Here is an 18,146-nt window from a genome sequence, read left to right as displayed (position 1 = left end):
CCGCATGGAACAGCTTAAATCCGAACTGGCGCTGGTACTCGGTGAGAACATCAGTCGTCTCGAAGTAATCAGCGAACATCCACCCACCCGACTTTATGCGCTGTACGATAGTGAAGGTCAGCCGATGCCGGTGATGGCGAAGTATTTCCGTCATCAGGGCCGTGCTGCGCTGGAAGCAAAAAAACTGGCGCTGCTGGGCCATGCCGGATTGATTGCGGTGCCAGCCGTATTTGGTCTGGTGATGAGCCAGCAACCGCCGGTGCATGAAATGCTGCTGCTGGCGCGGCTCAATGGCGTGCCGGCCGAAGCGCCAGCGCGTGATGCTCAACGCTGGCAACAGTTTTGCGAACAGGTAGTGGAAGGGCTACTTGCCTGGCACCGGCTCGACAGCCACGGTCTGGTGGGCACGGTAGACAGTACCCAGGAAAACCACTGGCCCGCCTGGTATGCGCAACGGGTAGAGGTGCTCTGGTCGACCTTAAGTTATCTGCGACCGCCTGCCTTTACGCTGGACGATCGTCAGATTTTGTTCCGCAGCCGGGCGCGGTTAGCGCATCTGTTTCGCGACTTTAACGATCCCTGCGTGCTGGTTCACGGTAACGTCAGGCTGCAAAGTATGCTGAAAAATCCCCGCAGCGATCAGCTGCTGGCGATGACGCAGCCGGGTACGATTCTCTGGGCACCGCGTGAATACGATCTGATTCAGCTGGATGAGTCACCCGCTGAGACCGCACTGCTGCACGCCTATCTGCAACGCGCGCCAGTTGCTGAAGGCTTTGTCTGGCGGCGCTGGCTCTATCAGTTGTGGGATTGTATCGATCGGCTGGTGCAGACCGGCGAATTTGACCGGCCACGTTTCGACCACGCGCGCGCACAGCTACTCCCCTGGCTCGGATGACCGCGTTTCCTCTCCCTTCAGCCGCTGCAGTACCGTACCCAGCGTTTCATAAACTGCTCGCTCGCTGTGACTCAGCCAGATTGATGATGGAATGGCGCGCTCCCAGCCATTGAGCGGCGAGGTTATCGCTAACTGGTTGGCCGGCGCGGCAATCGGGTTCAGTCCCACTGCATGGAAAAAGCGCATCGCCCGCGGCAGATGATTGGCTGAGCTGATCAGCAGGAACGGGCGTTGACCCACTTCGCTCTTTACCGCCTGAGCTTCATCAGCAGTATCCCGCGGCTGATCGAGAATCTGAATATGATCCGCTGGTACGCCCAGACTTTCAGCCACCTGCGCGGCCACCGAGGCACTGCTGCGCGGGTTAGTGCCGCCTGCGGCACCGGTAAAAATCAACGTGGCATGTGGATAGCGACGCCACTGACGTACTCCTTCCGCCACGCGCGGCAGGCTGTTATTGAGCAGGTTCGAACTGGGCGCCCAGTCAGGATTAAAGGTATAGCCGCCACCGAGTACCACGATGTAATCGACCGGCTGTGTGCCGTTCCAGGTCGGATAGCGGCTATCAAGTGGCAACAGCAGGCGGTCAGCCAGCGGCTGCAGGCTCAGCAGTAGCAAAAACAGCCAGCTGGCGGAGATTAAAATTTTGCCGCTTTTCTGCCAGTCGGTGAACCAAAGCAATAAAATACCGAGCGCCATCAGCAAAAGCAGAAACGGCAGGGGTAACAACAGCCCGCCGATCACTTTTTTCAGGGTAAAAAACATCTAAAAAGACTCCTGTTGTCCGAAAAAACAGCAGCCGGAAGGGAAGATGGGGATGAAAGGTTCATTCTTCTGGTGCCTGTGACAAAATAGCACAAGTCTCACCGCAGCATACCGGAGCGCATGCCATGCAGGATCGTAACTTTGACGATCTCGCGGATAAATTTTCGCAAAATATATACGGCACCACCAAAGGGCGAGTGCGCCAGGCGATCCTGTGGGATGAGCTGGAAACCATTCTGCCCGGACTGTCACCGCATCCGCTGTCGGTTCTCGATGCGGGCGGCGGGGTTGGCCAGGTCTCCAGCGGGCTGGCCGCGCGCGGTCACCAGGTTTTGCTGTGTGATCTCTCCGGTGAGATGTTGCGCCGGGCCGAGGAAAATGCCGCAGCGCAGGGTGTGAGCCACAACATGCAATTCAAACAAATTAGCGCACAGCAGGTGGGCGAACATTTGGATAAGCCGGTGGATCTGGTATTGTTTCACGCTGTGCTTGAATGGGTCGCGGAACCGGAAAAAGTGCTGAAGGCGTTGTTTGATCTGTTGCGTCCGGGCGGCGTGATGTCGCTGATGTTTTATAACCTGCACGGCCTGACGCTTCGCACCTTAACGCTCGGCAACTTCGGTTATCTGCGGACCAATCTGACCAAACGTAAAAAGCGTACGCTGTCGCCTGACTATCCGCGCGATCCCGATCAGGTCTACCGCTGGCTGGAAGCGTGCGGTTTCGTCATTGAGCAACGCGCCGGGATCCGGGTGTTCAGTGATTATATGAAGCCGCCGAAAGGCGAGCCTAAAAGCGACGAAGAAATTATTGAGATGGAGCGGCGTTACTGCCGTCAGGAACCCTTTTTGAGCTTAGGGCGCTATATCCATGTAACTGCGCGCAAACCCGGGCAGAAGGACGAATTATGAGTGAATTTTCCCAGACGGTACCTGAACTGGTATCCTGGGCGCGCAAGAATGACTTCTCTCTTGCGCTGCCAGTAGAACGTCTGGCCTTTTTGCTGGCTATCGCCACCCTCAACGGTGAGCGGATGGATGGCGAAATGAGTGAAGGCGATCTGATTGATGCTTTCCGTCACGTCAGTAAGGCTTTCGAACAAACCCATGAAACCGTGTTGGTTCGCGCCAACAACGCCATCAACGACATGGTGCGACAGCGCCTGCTTAACCGCTTTACCAGCGAACTGACCGAAGGCAATGCCATCTATCGTCTGACCCCGCTGGCGATCGGCATTACCGATTACTACATCCGTCAGCGTGAGTTTTCGACCTTACGCCTGTCGATGCAGCTCTCCATCGTAGCCAATGAGCTTAAGCGGGCAGCCGATGCTGCGCAGGAAAACGGGGATGAGTTTCACTGGCATCGCAATGTCTTCGCGCCGCTGAAATACTCGGTGGCTGAGATATTTGACAGCATCGACATGACCCAGCGTCTGATGGATGAACAGCAGCAGGCGGTGAAAAACGATATCGCTGAACTGCTGAATAAAGACTGGCGCGCGGCGATCTCCAGCTGTGAAATGCTGCTGTCGGAAACCTCCGGTACGCTGCGTGAACTGCAGGATACGCTGGAAGCGGCAGGCGACAAGCTGCAGGAGAACCTGCTGCGGATTCAGGATGCGACGCTGAACAGCCCGGATCTGGGCTTCGTCGATAAGCTGGTGTTTGACCTGCAAAGCAAACTTGACCGCATTACCAGTTGGGGCCAGCAGGCGATCGATCTGTGGATCGGCTACGACCGCCACGTACACAAATTTATTCGTACCGCCATCGACATGGACAAAAACCGCGTCTTTGCCCAGCGTCTGCGGGTTTCGGTGCAGAACTACTTCGATGCGCCGTGGGCGCTGACCTATGCCAACGCCGATCGCCTGTATGACATGCGCGATGAAGAGCTGACGCTGCGTAATGACGAAGTGATGGGCGAACTGCCGGCCGAGATGGAGTACGAAGAGTTCAACGAAATTCGCGAACAGCTGGCAGCGATGATTGAAGAGGCGCTGCAGATCTACAAAACGCAACAAAAACCGCTCAACCTCGCGTCAGTGATGCGTGACTACCTGGCTCAGTACCCCCGCGCCCGTCATTTTGACCTGGCGCGGATTGTGGTCGACCAGGCGGTACGCCTTGGCGTAGCGGAAGCTGATTTAGCCGGTTTGCCTGTGGAATGGCAAGCCATCAATGATTACGGAGCCAAGGTGCAGGCACATGTCATCGACAAATATTGAACAAGTGATGCCGGTTAAGCTGGCACAGGCACTGGCAAATCCGATCTTTCCCGCGCTCGACAGCCAGTTGCGCGCCGGACGACATATCGGTATTGAAGAGCTGGACAATCACGCTTTTCTGATGGATTACCAGGCATTTCTCGAAGAGTTTTACAGCCGCTACAACGTTGAATTGATTCGTGCGCCGGAAGGTTTTTTCTATCTTCGTCCGCGTTCAACCACGCTGATCCCGCGCTCGGTGCTGTCTGAGTTAGACATGATGGTCGGAAAAATTCTCTGCTATCTCTACCTCAGCCCGGAACGGCTGGCGAATGAAGGCATCTTCACCCAGCAGGAGCTGTATGACGAACTGCTGTCGCTGGCCGATGAGAGCAAGTTGCTGAAGCTGGTTAACCAGCGTTCAACCGGCTCGGATCTCGATCGCACCAAACTGCAGGAAAAAGTCCGCGCGTCGCTGAGCCGTCTGCGCCGCCTCGGTATGGTGTGGTTTTTCGGTAACGACAGCAGCAAATTCCGTATCACCGAATCGGTGTTCCGCTTTGGCGCTGATGTGCGTAGCGGTGATGATGCCCGCGAAGCGCAACTGCGGCTGATCCGTGATGGCGAGGCGATGCTGCTGGAGAACGCCACGGCTGCGGTTGACGCCGATGAAGGCGAGGAACAGGAAAGCGATGCGAGTGAGAACGCAGAGGAACAACAGGCATGATTGAGCGCGGAAAATTTCGGTCGCTTACGCTGATCAACTGGAACGGCTTCTTTGCCCGCACGTTTGATCTCGATGAATTAGTCACCACCCTGTCAGGCGGTAACGGTGCGGGGAAATCCACCACCATGGCCGCGTTTGTTACCGCGCTGATCCCCGATTTGACGCTGTTGCACTTCCGGAACACCACCGAAGCGGGAGCGACCTCCGGTTCACGCGATAAGGGCCTGCACGGTAAACTGCGCGCCGGCGTCTGCTACTCGATGCTCGACGTGTTGAACTCCCGCCATCAGCGGGTGGTGGTGGGCGTCCGTCTGCAGCAAATCGCGGGTCGGGATAAAAAGGTCGACATCAAGCCGTTCAGTATTCATGGCCTGCCGACCGACACCAACCCGACGGATATGCTGACGGAGATCCTTAACAGCCGTCAGGCGCGCGTACTGCCGCTTAACGAAGTTAAAGAACGCGTTGAGGCGCAGGAAGGCGTTCAGTTCCGCGCCTACAGCTCGATTACCGATTATCACGCCATGCTGTTTGATCTGGGTGTGGTGCCGCGTCGTCTGCGTTCTGCCAGCGATCGCAGTAAGTTTTACCGCCTGATTGAAGCCTCGCTTTACGGCGGTATCTCCAGCGCGATTACCCGCTCACTGCGTGATTACCTGCTGCCGGAAAACAGCGGCGTGCGTAAAGCCTTCCAGGACATGGAAGCGGCGCTGCGCGAGAACCGCATGACGCTGGAAGCGATTCGCGTTACTCAGTCGGACCGCGACCTGTTTAAGCATCTGATTTCGGAAGCAACCAGCTACGTCTCAGCCGACTATATGCGTCACGCCAACGAGCGCCGGGTGCACCTCGACAGTGCATTACAGCTGCGTAATGAGCTGTTCAGCAGCCGCAGCCAGCTCGCCTCTGAACAGTATCGTCACGTCGAAATGGCGCGCGAACTGGCCGAGCACAGCGGGGCGGAAAACGACCTCGAAGTGGATTATCAGGCGGCCAGCGATCACCTGAATCTGGTGCAGACCGCGATGCGCCAGCAGGAAAAGATTGAGCGCTACGACGCCGATATCGAAGACCTGACGCTGCGGCTGGAAGAGCAGAGCGAAGTGGTGGCGGAAGCCCGCGAGATTCAGGAAGAGAATGAAGCGCGGGCCGAAGCGGCCGAACTGGAAGTGGATGAGCTGAAAAGCCAGCTGGCCGACTTCCAGCAGGCGCTTGACGTTCAGCAAACCCGCGCCATTCAGTATCAGCAGGCGCTGCAGGCACTGGAACGCGCCCGCTCACTCTGTCAGTTGCCTGATTTAACCATCGACAACGCCGCAGAATGGCAGGCCAGCTTCCAGGCCAAAGAGGAGGAGGCGACCGAGCGGTTACTGAACCTCGAGCAAAAGCTGAGCGTGGCCGAGGCGGCGCACAGCCAGTTTGAACAGGCGCTGGCGCTGGTGACCAGCATTGCCGGTGATGTTACCCGTCAGGATGCGTGGCAGACCGGCCGGGCATTGCTGCGCGACGCCAGCAATCAGCGGCATCACGCTGAGCAGCTCTCTTCGCTGCGTCTGCGGCTCAACGAGCTGGAACAGCGTCTGCGCGAGCAGCATGAGGCTGAGCGCTTGCTGGCGGAGTTCTGTAAGCGCCAGGGACAGCACTATGAAGCCGATGCGCTGGAAGGTTTGCAGCGCGAACTTGAAGCACAGATTGAGCAGCTGAACAGCAGCGTCGCGGACGCGGGTGAGCAGCGCATGATGATGCGCCAGGAGCTGGAACAGCTGCGCGAACGGATCGCCACGCTAACGGCCCGGGCACCGCACTGGCTGGCGGCGCAGGAAATCCTGACGCAGCTTAGTGAGCAGACCGGGCAGGCGCTGACCAGCAGTCAGGACGTGACCGAATATATGCAGCAGCTGCTGGAGCGGGAACGTGAAACCACCGTTGAACGTGACGAAGTGGCGGCGCGTAAACGCGATATCGAGCAGCAGATTGAACGTCTCAGCCAGCCTGGCGGTGCCGAAGATGCGCGCCTGAACCAACTGGCCGAACGCTTCGGCGGCGTCTTGCTGTCCGAAATTTATGATGATGTCACGCTGGATGACGCGCCTTACTTCTCGGCGTTGTACGGTCCGTCGCGTCACGCGATTGTGGTACCCGATCTGTCGCTGGTGCGCGAGCAGCTCGACGGACTGGAAGAGTGCCCGGAAGATCTCTACCTGATCGAGGGCGATCCGCAATCTTTCGATGACAGCGTATTCAGCGTCGATGAGCTGCAGAATGCGGTGGTGGTAAAAGTCGCGGAGCGTCAGTGGCGCTATTCGCGTTTCCCGAAAATACCGCTGTTTGGTCGTGCCGCACGTGAGAATCAGCTTGAACTGCTGCACAGCGAACGCGATCGTCTGGCTGAGCGCTATGCCACGTTGTCATTCGACGTACAGAAAACCCAGCGTCTGCATCAGTCCTTCAGCCGGTTTATCGGTAGTCATCTCGCGGTGGCGTTTGATGCCGATCCGGAAGCCCAGATTCGTCAGTTGGGCGCGCGCCGCGGCGAGCTGGAGCGGGCGCTTAATCAGCACGAGAGCAATAATCAGCAGCAGCGTCAGCAATATGAACTGGCGAAAGAGGGCGTAGCGCAGCTCAACCGGCTGCTGCCGCGCGTCAATCTGCTGCTGGATGAGACGCTGGCCGATCGCTGCGAAGAGATCCGCGAGCAGGTTGAGGAAGCGCAGGATGCAGCACGCTTCCTGCATCAGCATGGCGCGAAACTGGCGAAACTCGAACCGATTATCGCCGTACTGCAGAGCGATCCGGAACAGCATGAACAGCTGCAGGCCGATTATCAGCAGGCGCAGCAACAGCAGCGCAACGCCCGCCAGCAGGCTTTTGCCCTGACGGAAGTGGTGCAGCGTCGTGCGCACTTTGGCTATGACGATTCGTCGAGCATGCTTAACGGCAACAACGATCTCAGCGACAAACTGCGTCAGCGGCTGGAGCAGGCGGAGGCGGAGCGGAGTCGCAGCCGTGAACGTCTGCGCGAGCATCAGGCGCAGCTGACACAATACGCCCAGGTGCTGGCCTCGCTGAAAAGTGCCTACGACGCCAAACGCGACATGCTGAAAGAGTTGCATCAGGAGATGCAGGATATCGGCGTTCACGCTGATGCCAACGCCGAAGCACGGGCGCGGGTGCGTCGTGATGAACTCTATACGGCGCTGAGCCATAACCGTGCGCGGCGTAATCAGCTGGAGAAACAGCTGACCTTCTGTGAAGCGGAAATGGAAAACCTGCAGAAGCGACTGCGCCAGCTGGAACGTAACTATCATCAGGTTCGCGAACAGGTGGTCAGCGCCAAGGCGGGCTGGTGTACAGTGCTGCGGCTGGTGAAAGAGAATGGTGTCGAACGTCGCCTGCATCGTCGTGAACTGGCTTACCTGAGCGGCGACGAGCTGCGTTCTATGTCGGATAAGGCATTGGGTGCGCTGCGTCTGGCGGTAGCCGACAACGAACATCTGCGTGACGTGCTGCGTCTGTCGGAAGATCCGAAACGTCCGGAACGGAAGATTCAGTTCTTTATTGCGGTTTACCAGCATCTGCGCGAGCGTATCCGTCAGGATATTATTCGCACCGACGATCCGGTCGAAGCGATTGAGCAGATGGAAATTGAGCTGAATCGCCTGACGGAAGAGCTGACCGCGCGTGAGCAGACGCTGGCTATCAGTTCGCGCAGTGCCGCTAACATTATCCGCAAAACCATTCAGCGTGAGCAGAACCGTATCCGCCAGCTGAACCAGGGCCTGCAAACCGTGAGCTTTGGTCAGGTGCGCAGCGTGCGACTCAACGTCAACGTGCGGGAGACGCATGCGATGCTGCTGGATACGCTGTCGGAAGAGCATGAGCAGCACCAGGATCTGTTTAACAGCAATCGTCTGACCTTCTCAGAGGCGCTGGCGAAGCTTTATCAGCGCCTCAATCCGCACATCGATATGGGACAGCGCACGCCGCAGACCATTGGTGAGGAGCTGCTGGACTACCGCAATTATCTTGAGATGGAAGTCGAAGTTAACCGTGGATCAGACGGCTGGCTGCGTGCAGAAAGTGGCGCACTGTCAACCGGTGAAGCGATCGGTACCGGGATGTCGATTCTGGTGATGGTGGTACAGAGCTGGGAAGAGGAGTCGCGCCGCCTGCGCGGTAAAGACATTTCCCCCTGCCGGTTACTGTTCCTTGATGAAGCGGCGCGTCTCGATGCGCGCTCCATCGCCACGCTGTTTGAGCTGTGTGAACGACTGGAAATGCAGCTGGTGATCGCCGCGCCGGAAAATATCAGTCCGGAGAAAGGCACCACTTACAAGCTGGTGCGTAAGGTGTTTAACAACACTGAGCATGTGCATGTGGTTGGCCTGCGCGGTTTCGCTGCCGATCCTTCACCGACCCGACGTCAGGATGAGAGCGATTCTCTGCCCGATTTAGCCGGTGAAAAATCGCAGGCTGAAACGTAGTCAAAAACAGAACCATTGGTTAATCTGGTAACGGCATTTGTCGCGTGAGGCAAATGCCGTTTTTGTTTGTATACTCAACATTATGAGTAAGCAGCCCGGTCGCAGTAGTTTCAGGGAACGCTGCGCAGTTGAACAGATAAGGGGGCAGGGATGTTGCTGGCAAATACGTTTAAACATCATCGTGTTGTTTCATTGTTAGCGCTGGCGCTAACCGTGGTTCCATTTACACTGCCACAGGCCGCTGTGATTGCCACTATGCCGGGGATCACGCAGGGGGCGACGTCAGTCACCGACAGTCAGCAACGTATCCGGCAGGCCTTCTCCAGCGCCGATCAGCCATTCTATCTGCCTTCACTGGCCACGCTGTATGCGTCACGTCATATGCAACCGATCTGGCAGGACCGCCAGGCGGTGCAAAAATTTCAGCAGCAGCTGGCGGAAGCCGCGCTTTCTGGCGTGCAGCCACAGTTTACCCGCTGGGTTGAACGTCTGACCGATCCGGCGATTTCCGGCTTTGCCCGTGACGTCACGCTGTCTGATGCGATGCTCGGCTATCTGCAGTTTGTCTCCAGCGTGCCTACCCAGGGTGAAACCTGGCTCTACAGCAACGTGCCGTATAAGCTGGCCCAGCCGTCGGTGTCAGTGGTGAATCAGTGGCAGAACGCCGTCAATGCTGGTTCAGACAGCGCATTTATTACCTCACTGGAACCGCAGCACCCGCAATATCGCCCGATGCACGCTGCGCTCAAAACATTGCTCAGCGACAAACGCCCATGGCCGCAGCTGAAGGGGAGCGAAACCCTGCGTCCGGGACAGGTGAGTGATGATGTGCCAGCGTTACGTGAAATCCTGCAGCGTAGCGGGATGCTGACCGCTCAGACCACTGCGCCGGCACCGGATGAGGACGCGGTTCCGGTTTCAACAGTACCGGTCAGCCACAGCGATCAGCCGGTGGTGGTCAGTCCGTCGGCTACGCCGGTCACCGATCTGCCTGTTTCATCGCCGCAGTCGCCGGGTAACGTGCAGAGCCTGACGCTGGATGCGAATAGTAGCGCGAATGTTTACGACAATACGCTGGTGGCAGCGGTGAAGCGTTTTCAGCAGTGGCAGGGGCTGGACGGTGACGGCGCTATCGGCGCCAGAACGCGTCAGTGGCTTAACGTGTCACCGCAGATGCGCGCCTCACTGCTGGCGCTGAATATCCAGCGACTGCGCCTGCTGCCGGATGATATGCACAACGGCATCATGGTGAACATCGCCAACTACTCACTGATTTATTACAACAACGGCAACAAGATTTTGTCATCACGGGTGATTGTCGGGCGTCCCGACCGTAAAACGCCGCTGATGCGCAGCGCACTCAACAACGTGGTGCTGAATCCACCGTGGAACGTGCCGACCACGCTGGTGCGCAAAGATATTATTCCGAAGGTCAAACAGGATCCTGGCTACCTCTACAAACATGGCTATACCCTGCTGTCAGGCTGGAGTGAGGATGCCGAGGTGATTGACCCCAGCATGATTGACTGGAGCATGGTGTCCGCTTCCTCGTTCCCGTATCGCCTGCGTCAGGCCCCAGGTCAGATGAACGCGCTGGGACGCTACAAATTCAACATGCCGAGTTCGGATGCTATCTATCTGCATGACACGCCGAATCATAACCTGTTCCAGCGCGATATCCGTGCGCTTAGCTCAGGCTGTGTGCGGGTGAACAAGGCCTCTGAACTGGCCGGACTGTTGCTACAGGATGCAGGCTGGAATGATTCCCGTATCTCCAGCACGCTGAAAGAGGGCGATACCCGCTATGTGCCGATTCGCCATCGTATTCCGGTCAACCTCTATTATCTTACCGCCTGGGTCGCTGACGACGGCAAACCACAGTTCCGAACAGATATTTACAATTATGATGACACGGCACGTTCAGGCAGCCAGGCGTTAAAGCGGGCTGAGCAATTGCTGCTCTAGTGATTGATTTTCAATCGTTAGCCGTCTGCCGCCGTAAGCAAAATTCTTCATCAAAAGGCGATCCCGCCCGGGATCGCCGCACAAAGCCACCCGGGATGGGTTGACGCCTCTGTGAGAGAAAGTTATGGTTCGGCCTGTGCGCTTTTTGCACATTTCTATGGCTTCACTCTCAGGTAATACGGTTAATGTCTACTATTGATTCTTTTCGTCGCAAGCTACTGCTTTGCGGAAGTGCTGCCGCCGGACTGGCATTATTGCCAGCTTCTGCAAGGGCTTCACTTTCAACTTCTCGCCCGCGGGTATTAACACTTAACAACCTTCACACGGGTGAAACCCTTAAAACTGAATTTTTTAATGGTAAGAGTTACGACAGGGATGAGTTATCACGTTTAAATCATTTTTTCCGTGACTATCGCGCCAATAAAGTGAAAAGCATCGACCCCCATCTGTTCGACCAGATTTTCCGTCTGCAGGCGCTGCTGGAAACCCGTAAGCCAGTACAATTGGTTTCCGGTTATCGCTCACTGGCTACTAATAATATGTTGCGTGAAAGCGGGCCTGGCGTGGCAAAACACAGCTACCACACCAAAGGTCAGGCGATGGATTTTCACATTGAAGGCGTGACCTTAGCCAATGTACGCAAAGCGGTGTTATCTCTGCGCGCGGGTGGTGTAGGATATTATCCTCGCAGCAACTTTGTGCACATTGATACCGGGCCGATCAGGCACTGGTAACGACGCCGGCAACGCTGCGTGAGCCGGTCATGGAGCGTTATGAATTACCATATTATTCCTGTTACAGCCTTTGCTCAGAACTGCTCGGTTATCTGGTGCGATACCACCGGGGAGTCGGCGCTGGTCGATCCGGGCGGTGATGCCGAACGTATCAAACAAACGCTGGAACAACACAAACTGAAACCCGCGCAGATTCTGCTCACCCATGGACATCTCGATCATGTCGGGGCAGCGGTCGAACTCGCGGCGTTTTATCAGGTGCCCATCGTCGGACCGCAGAAACGCGATGCTTTCTGGCTGGAAGCGCTTCCGACGCAGAGCCGAATGTTCGGGCTGGAAGAGTGTGCGCCTTTCACGCCGGATCGCTGGCTGGAAGAGGGTGACAGCGTGCAGGTAGGGTTAGTCTCGCTGGAAGTATTGCACTGTCCGGGCCATTCGCCGGGTCATGTGGTGTTCTTTGATCGTCAGGGACGCTTACTGATCTCAGGTGATGTGATTTTCAACGGCGGTGTTGGTCGCACTGATTTCCCGCAGGGCGATCATCAGCAGCTAATTGATGCCATCCGGACAAAATTACTGCCGCTGGGCGATGATGTGACTTTCGTGCCGGGACACGGTCCGATTTCAACGCTGGGGCGTGAACGGATCAGCAATCCTTTTCTGCAATAAAAAATGGGCCGGCTGGCCCATTTTTTCATCACGATTACAGCACCGCGACAATCGCCTCACACAGCGCCGACATATTGTCTGGCGTCATGCCCGCAACGTTTACCCGTCCTGAATTAACCGCATAGACCGCAAACTCTTCGCGCAGACGAATTACCTGATCTTTAGTCAGGCCGCTAAATGAGAACATCCCGTTCTGCCGGATGATGAAGCTGAAGTCACGTTGCGCACCTTTCTCTGCCAGGGTATTGACGAACAGCTGGCGCATACGCTGAATACGCTGGCGCATGTCTGACAGCTCCTGCTCCCAGATGGTACGCAGTGCATCATTACCGAGGATGGTGGCAACCACGGCCGCACCGTGAGCTGGCGGATTGGAATAGTTGGCGCGGATAGTGTACTTCACCTGACTGAAGGCGGTATCAGCCACGTTGGCATCAGCGGCCACCAGCGTAATGGCCCCGACGCGCTCGTTATACAAACCAAAGTTCTTAGAATAAGAGCTGGCGACAATCAGTTCCTGATGCGACGCGGCAAAAATACGCAGTCCTTCAGCATCTTCCTCAAGGCCACGGGCGAAGCCCTGATAGGCAAAGTCAAACAACGGTAACCAGCCGCCAGCCTGCGACAGCTGCGCCAGTTGCTGCCACTGTTCGGCCGTTGGATCGATACCGGTTGGATTATGGCAGCAGCCGTGGAACAGCACCACGTCGCCCGCCTGTACCTGTTTCAGCGACGCCAGCAGGCCTTCAAAATCGAGCGTGTGATTTTCCGCATCGTAATACTGGTATTCACACACCTCAAGACCGGCAGCATTGAACACATTTTTGTGGTTCGGCCAGCTGGGATTGCTGACCCATACCCGTTTCACGCTGGTCTGAGTGGCAAGGAAATCCGCCGCAACGCGCAGCGCACCAGTACCGCCCGGGGTTTGTGCTGTCCGCGCACGACCGGCGGTAATCAGCGTGCTCTGGTTGCCAAACAACAGCGCCTGGGTACAGCGTGCAAAATCAGCCAGACCATCAATGCTGAGATAGTTTTTGGTGGTTTCGTTTTCCAGCAGGTACTGTTCGGCTTTCTTAACGCTGGTCAGCACCGGGGTCTTGCCGGTTTCGTCTTTATAGACGCCGATACCCAGGTTAATTTTGTTAGGGCGGTCGTCAGCGCGAAACAGATCGGCCAGCCCAAGAATGGGATCGGCGGGTGCAGCAGAGATCGATTCAAACATGAGTCAGGTCCAGTAGCGGGAACGTTAGCAAAATGAGTTCTCAGGTTAGCGTCAGGCCAGGCAAAAGCCAACCGTTTGCGAGACTTATTGATACATTTTGCGCGCCTGCTTCCGCTCTGACCGCAGTCAGTGGAGCATCAATGAGGAAAGGAGCGGAAGAAAGAGGTTATCACCGGATAACAGACATAAAAAAACGGGGCCGATGGCCCCGTCTTTAAACATCTTCTGACAGCGAGATTAGAACTGGTAAACCAGGCCAACCGCTACAGTATCATCAGTGTTCAGACCCAGACGGTTGTCGTCATCCAGCTGGTTGATCTGATAGTCCACATAGGTAGACATGTTTTTGTTGAAGTAGTAGGTTGCGCCGATATCAATGTATTTGATCAGGTCAGCATCGCCCACGCCTTCGATATCTTTGCCTTTAGACTGAACGTAGGCGATAGATGGACGCAGACCGAAGTCGAACTGATACTGTGCAACCAGTTCAATGTTCTGTGCTTTGTTGGCAAAGCCCGCTACAGAGAATTTGTCTCCGTTTGCCAGCGTACCGGTAGCGGTAACTGGGGTTGAGTTACGCGTTTCACCGTACATTGCAGCCAGGTAAACATTGTTTGCATCATACTTGATAGCGGTTGCCCAGTTCTCAGCACGTTTGCCCGCGCCCTGACCTGTGGTAGTGGTGACGCCATCGCCGCCAGCAGCAGGAGTAATAGTGGTACGTGCGCCAGCAGCCTGGTCGTTAGTACGATCGCTGCTGCTATAGGCACCCACGATACCCAGACCAATTGGTGAGGTATAAGAGGTTGATAAGCCCCAGCCGTCGCCGTTAGCACGACGCAGGTCGCTACGCTCGTTTTTGCCCTGGTACTGAGCGGCAAAGTCCCAGCCATCTACCAGGCCAAAGAAGTTGGTGTTGCGGTAGGTCAACAGGCCGGTGCTACGACCGTTCATGAAGTTATCTGAGTAGCCTGAGTCGCCACCGAATTCTGGCAGCATATCGGTCCAGCCGATTGCATCGTAAACCACACCGTAGTTACGGCCGTAGTCGATTGAGCCAGCATCACCGAATTTCAGACCAGCAAAGCCCAGACGGGTTTTGTTGCCATTCTGTGCGTCAGAACCTTCAGAGTTGTTGGCCTGAACGTTGTATTCCCACTGGCCGTAACCGGTCAGCTGGTCGTTAATCTGAGTTTCACCCTTGAAGCCGAAGCGAACGTAAGATTTGTCGCCATTGTTGCCATCGTTATCGGCAGCATCGTTATCAGAGAAGTAGTGCAGGCCAACGGCTTTACCGTACAGGTCCAGTTTGTTGCCGTCTTTATTATAAATTTCGGCTGCGTTTGCTGCGCCTGCGGCTAACAGAGCAGGGATAACCACTGCAAGAATATTGCGCTTCATCATTATTCATTACCCTCGTTGGAGTTATTTGTACACCTGCCACTGCCGTCAAGAAACCTTTACGGGAACCTTGAAAGAAGTTTGGTGTCTTCCTGTGTCTGCACGCATCTTTCCATCCCCCCAGCCTTAATTCTACCTCGAAAATGCTACGAAACTCGTAATCTGGTTTCAAAAGGAAAATATGTATTACAAAATGTAAAAAACACGGAACTTTGTGAGAGAACTCAAAATTTACAAAAATAAAAAAAGGCCGGCAGTGCCGACCTCTTTATATATATGAATTTCTTATAATTAATGCAGGAAGTTAGAAGCTCGCATTACGTGGAGTACGTGGGAAGGGGATAACGTCCCTTACATTTTGTACGCCGGTGACATAGGCGATTAAACGTTCGAAACCTAATCCAAAGCCAGAATGTGGCACGGTACCGTAGCGACGCAGGTCACGATACCACCAGTAATCTTCTTTATTCAGACCCATTTCCTGCAGGCGTGCATCAAGAACATCCAGACGCTCTTCACGCTGCGAACCACCGATAATTTCACCGATGCCCGGTGCCAGTACGTCCATCGCCGCCACGGTTTTACCGTCGTCGTTCAGACGCATATAAAACGCTTTAATGTCTTTCGGGTAGTTTTTCACCACCACCGGCGCTTTAAAATGCTTCTCGGCCAGATAACGTTCATGCTCAGAGGAGAGATCGATACCCCATGACACCGGATTCTCAAAGCTCTGACCGCAGTTGATCAGAATCTCAACCGCGTCGGTGTAGTCGACCTGGGCGAAGTCGGTAGTGATGAAACGCTGCAGGCGCTCAACCGCTTCTTTATCAACGCGCTCAGCAAAGAACGCCATATCATCAGCACGCTCTTCCAGCACCGCGTTGAACACATACTTCAGCATCGCCTCCGCCAGCGCAGCTGCATCATCCAGCGACGCGAAGGCGATTTCCGGCTCCAGCATCCAGAACTCCGCCAGATGGCGGCTGGTGTTAGAGTTTTCTGCGCGGAAGGTCGGGCCAAAGGTATAAATCTTTGACAGGGCGCTGGCATAGGTTTCGCCGTTCAGCTGACCAGAAACGGTCAGGAACGCTTCCTTGCCAAAGAAATCTTCGCTGAAATCGACTTTGCCCTGATCGTTGCGCGGCAGGTTTTCAAGATCCAGCGTTGAGACGCGGAACATCTCACCGGCACCTTCAGTATCCGAGGCGGTAATCAGCGGGGTGGAGACCCAGAAATAACCATTTTCATGGAAAAAGCGATGCAGCGCCTGCGCCAGAGTATGACGAACGCGGGCGACGGCACCGATCAGATTGGTACGTGGACGCAGGTGAGCCACTTCACGCAGATACTCAATGCTATGACGTTTCGCCGCCATCGGGTAGCTGTCAGGATCTTCCACCCAGCCAACAACCTCAAGACGGGTTGCCTGAATCTCAAAAGCCTGGCCCTGGCCGGGCGAGGCCACCACGGTGCCGGTGACAATCACGGAACAGCCGGTGGTCAGACGCAATACTTCATCCTGATAATTATTCAGAGAATTATTGACGACTGCCTGAACGGGATTAAAGCAGGAGCCGTCATATACGGCGATGAAGGAAAGACCGGCTTTTGAATCTCTTCGGGTACGCACCCAACCACGTACGGTGACTTCACTGTCAACCGCGACGCGACCGTGCAGTACGTCCGCTACAGGCACAACGCTCATAAATATCTCTCTATATAGAAGAAGTGAGTAAAAAGGTCCCCGAACCGGGGGTTTTGCTATGTTACTTGTGAGTCTTCAGGAAACAAGCAAAATCCGGCGGAATGGACGATTTATTACAGCAGAAGCGGGGCGCATCAACGCCCCGATAAGAAGTGGCTTAACTTGCTTTTTTCACCAGCGGCAGATCAAAGGCTTTACGCAAAGCCCGGACAAAGGCTTTATCCTGGCAAATGGTTTTGCCCGGACTGTCGGACAGTTTCGCCACCGGTTTGCCGTTGCACTGCACCAGCTTAATCACAATATTTAGTGGCGTGACGCCCGGGATATCACACGTCAGGCGGGTACCAATGCCGAAAATGACCCGGGTACGCTGACCGAAATGGCGATAGAGCGCCAGCGCTTTGTCGAGGTTGAGATTGTCGGAAAAGACCAGCGTTTTGCTTTGCGGGTCGATACCCAGCTTCTGATAGTGGGCGAGGGCTTTCTCGCCCCATTCGACCGGATCGCCGGAGTCGTGGCGCAGCCCCTGATAGCGTCGGGCAAACACCGGACCAAAATCACGCAGGAAGGCATCCATAGCGATACAGTCGGTCAGGGCGATGCCGAGCTGATCATCATATTCATCCAGCCACGCCTGCAGCGCGGCGCGCTGGCTGTTGGCCAGTACCGGGCTGATCTGCTGGAACGCCTGGAACCACTCGTGCGCCTGCGTACCGACCGGCGTCAGCGTCAGGCGCCGCGCCAGATCGTAGTTGCTGGTGCCGATCAGCCACGGGAAATCCTGTTTCAGCGTCGCCACTATCGCCTGCTGTACATCCTGCGAGTAGCGACGGCGGGTGCCGAAATCCATCAGGTGGAAGCGTGACATATCCAGATCGGCCACCTGGTGAGTAAAGTCGGCAAGTTTCTGCTGCAGATGATCGACCGCCTGCTGAGTGGTGACCTCAGGGGTGCGGTGACGATGCACCACTTCACTGATCAGCGCCAGCAGCGGCACCTCCCACAAAATCACTTCGCGCCACGGTCCCTGAATACGCAGTTCAAGTTTGCCATGGTGATTACGTACCTCAACCTGATCGGGGTTGTAGCGAAAATCGCGCAGCCAGTTGAGGTAATCCTGCTGAAAGAAGGGCAGGCGGGATAACCAGTGATATTCGTCATCGGTCAGCGCCAGCGTTTGCATTGCGCGAATCTCGTCACGAATCTCATCAGCGTAGAGGCCCAGCAGTTCGTCGCCGCGGCAGCGAAACTCCGCCGCCACCGTGACATCATGATAGCGGTGGAAGACGGCTTGCTGCATGTGGAGCTTATAAGCGTCCGTATCGAGCAGCGAGGTCAGTATCGGGGAAGCATGTCCTGTCATG

The 18,146-nt window shown here is 55.8% G+C and carries 13 protein-coding genes; 8 read left to right on the top strand and 5 right to left on the bottom strand.

Features of this window, described 5'->3' with window-relative positions; all coding sequences use genetic code 11:
* The first annotated feature begins 4 nt into the window (after positions 1-4).
* Positions 5-898 carry a YcbJ family phosphotransferase gene (locus AABB92_RS07990; RefSeq protein ID WP_031376633.1) on the top strand — a complete coding sequence of 298 codons (894 nt, stop codon included), beginning with the start codon at positions 5-7 and terminating at the stop codon, positions 896-898.
* On the opposite strand, the gene elyC is transcribed toward AABB92_RS07990, so the two are convergent.
* Entirely contained in the window at positions 878-1,663 is a 786-nt protein-coding gene (elyC, locus tag AABB92_RS07985; RefSeq protein ID WP_031376632.1) for an envelope biogenesis factor ElyC, read from the bottom strand. The two genes, AABB92_RS07990 and elyC, sit on opposite strands and share 21 nt — an antisense overlap.
* Before the next feature lie 125 nt (positions 1,664-1,788).
* Here elyC and cmoM point away from each other — a divergent pair, with 125 nt between their 5' ends.
* The 7 genes from cmoM (at position 1,789) to AABB92_RS07950 (ending at position 12,451) form a co-directional block, all read left to right on the top strand.
* Entirely contained in the window at positions 1,789-2,574 is a 786-nt protein-coding gene (gene cmoM / locus AABB92_RS07980; RefSeq protein WP_031376631.1) for a tRNA uridine 5-oxyacetic acid(34) methyltransferase CmoM, read from the top strand.
* Positions 2,571-3,893, top strand: coding sequence for a chromosome partition protein MukF (gene mukF, locus AABB92_RS07975; protein WP_046288417.1), 1,323 nt, complete (start codon positions 2,571-2,573; stop codon positions 3,891-3,893). The genes cmoM and mukF overlap by 4 nt, the downstream gene beginning before the upstream one ends.
* Positions 3,874-4,599 carry a chromosome partition protein MukE gene (mukE, locus tag AABB92_RS07970; protein WP_031376629.1) on the top strand — a complete coding sequence of 242 codons (726 nt, stop codon included), beginning with the start codon at positions 3,874-3,876 and terminating at the stop codon, positions 4,597-4,599. Before mukF ends, mukE begins: the two co-directional genes overlap by 20 nt.
* On the top strand, positions 4,596-9,083 hold the full coding sequence (gene mukB / locus AABB92_RS07965) for a chromosome partition protein MukB (RefSeq protein ID WP_031376628.1): 4,488 nt from the start codon (positions 4,596-4,598) through the stop codon (positions 9,081-9,083). The genes mukE and mukB overlap by 4 nt, the downstream gene beginning before the upstream one ends.
* A 150-nt stretch (positions 9,084-9,233) precedes the next feature.
* A complete protein-coding gene (ldtD, locus tag AABB92_RS07960) occupies positions 9,234-11,048 on the top strand; it encodes a L,D-transpeptidase (RefSeq protein WP_031376627.1) in 1,815 nt (604 codons plus the stop codon).
* Between the two features lie 185 nt (positions 11,049-11,233).
* Positions 11,234-11,782, top strand: a complete 549-nt coding sequence (gene mepK, locus AABB92_RS07955; RefSeq protein ID WP_031376626.1) for a peptidoglycan L,D-endopeptidase MepK — start codon at positions 11,234-11,236, stop codon at positions 11,780-11,782.
* A 39-nt stretch (positions 11,783-11,821) separates the two neighbouring features.
* A complete protein-coding gene (locus tag AABB92_RS07950) occupies positions 11,822-12,451 on the top strand; it encodes an MBL fold metallo-hydrolase (RefSeq protein ID WP_031376625.1) in 630 nt (209 codons plus the stop codon).
* A gap of 34 nt (positions 12,452-12,485) precedes the next feature.
* On the opposite strand, the gene AABB92_RS07945 is transcribed toward AABB92_RS07950, so the two are convergent.
* From AABB92_RS07945 to pncB, 4 genes are all read right to left on the bottom strand, one after another.
* Positions 12,486-13,676 carry an amino acid aminotransferase gene (locus AABB92_RS07945; RefSeq protein ID WP_031376624.1) on the bottom strand — a complete coding sequence of 397 codons (1,191 nt, stop codon included), beginning with the start codon at positions 13,674-13,676 and terminating at the stop codon, positions 12,486-12,488.
* A 237-nt stretch (positions 13,677-13,913) separates the two neighbouring features.
* Positions 13,914-15,080 (bottom strand): porin OmpF, encoded by a 1,167-nt coding sequence (gene ompF, locus AABB92_RS07940; protein WP_031376623.1) that lies wholly within the window; start codon positions 15,078-15,080, stop codon positions 13,914-13,916.
* Between the two features lie 301 nt (positions 15,081-15,381).
* Entirely contained in the window at positions 15,382-16,782 is a 1,401-nt protein-coding gene (gene asnS / locus AABB92_RS07935; RefSeq protein WP_031376622.1) for an asparagine--tRNA ligase, read from the bottom strand.
* 157 nt (positions 16,783-16,939) lie between these two features.
* Positions 16,940-18,145, bottom strand: coding sequence for a nicotinate phosphoribosyltransferase (gene pncB / locus AABB92_RS07930; RefSeq protein WP_031376621.1), 1,206 nt, complete (start codon positions 18,143-18,145; stop codon positions 16,940-16,942).
* Position 18,146 lies beyond the last annotated feature (1 nt).

The sequence above is a fragment of the Pantoea brenneri genome (genome assembly GCF_038594305.1).
GTDB classification, from domain to species: domain Bacteria; phylum Pseudomonadota; class Gammaproteobacteria; order Enterobacterales; family Enterobacteriaceae; genus Pantoea; species Pantoea brenneri.
This window is presented reverse-complemented; position numbering and strand designations above follow the sequence as displayed.

Excerpts from the sequence above, each read along its gene's own strand:
- elyC (WP_031376632.1), bottom strand. The coding sequence starts at position 1,663 with ATGTTTTTTACCCTGAAAAAAGTGATCGGCGGGCTGTTGTTACCCCTG.
- ompF (WP_031376623.1), bottom strand. The coding sequence starts at position 15,080 with ATGATGAAGCGCAATATTCTTGCAGTGGTTATCCCTGCTCTGTTAGCC.
- ldtD (WP_031376627.1), top strand. The coding sequence starts at position 9,234 with ATGTTGCTGGCAAATACGTTTAAACATCATCGTGTTGTTTCATTGTTA.
- mukF (WP_046288417.1), top strand. The coding sequence starts at position 2,571 with ATGAGTGAATTTTCCCAGACGGTACCTGAACTGGTATCCTGGGCGCGC.
- AABB92_RS07950 (WP_031376625.1), top strand. The coding sequence starts at position 11,822 with ATGAATTACCATATTATTCCTGTTACAGCCTTTGCTCAGAACTGCTCG.
- AABB92_RS07945 (WP_031376624.1), bottom strand. The coding sequence starts at position 13,676 with ATGTTTGAATCGATCTCTGCTGCACCCGCCGATCCCATTCTTGGGCTG.
- pncB (WP_031376621.1), bottom strand. The coding sequence starts at position 18,145 with ATGACAGGACATGCTTCCCCGATACTGACCTCGCTGCTCGATACGGAC.
- cmoM (WP_031376631.1), top strand. The coding sequence starts at position 1,789 with ATGCAGGATCGTAACTTTGACGATCTCGCGGATAAATTTTCGCAAAAT.
- mukE (WP_031376629.1), top strand. The coding sequence starts at position 3,874 with ATGTCATCGACAAATATTGAACAAGTGATGCCGGTTAAGCTGGCACAG.
- mukB (WP_031376628.1), top strand. The coding sequence starts at position 4,596 with ATGATTGAGCGCGGAAAATTTCGGTCGCTTACGCTGATCAACTGGAAC.
- AABB92_RS07990 (WP_031376633.1), top strand. The coding sequence starts at position 5 with ATGGAACAGCTTAAATCCGAACTGGCGCTGGTACTCGGTGAGAACATC.
- mepK (WP_031376626.1), top strand. The coding sequence starts at position 11,234 with ATGTCTACTATTGATTCTTTTCGTCGCAAGCTACTGCTTTGCGGAAGT.
- asnS (WP_031376622.1), bottom strand. The coding sequence starts at position 16,782 with ATGAGCGTTGTGCCTGTAGCGGACGTACTGCACGGTCGCGTCGCGGTT.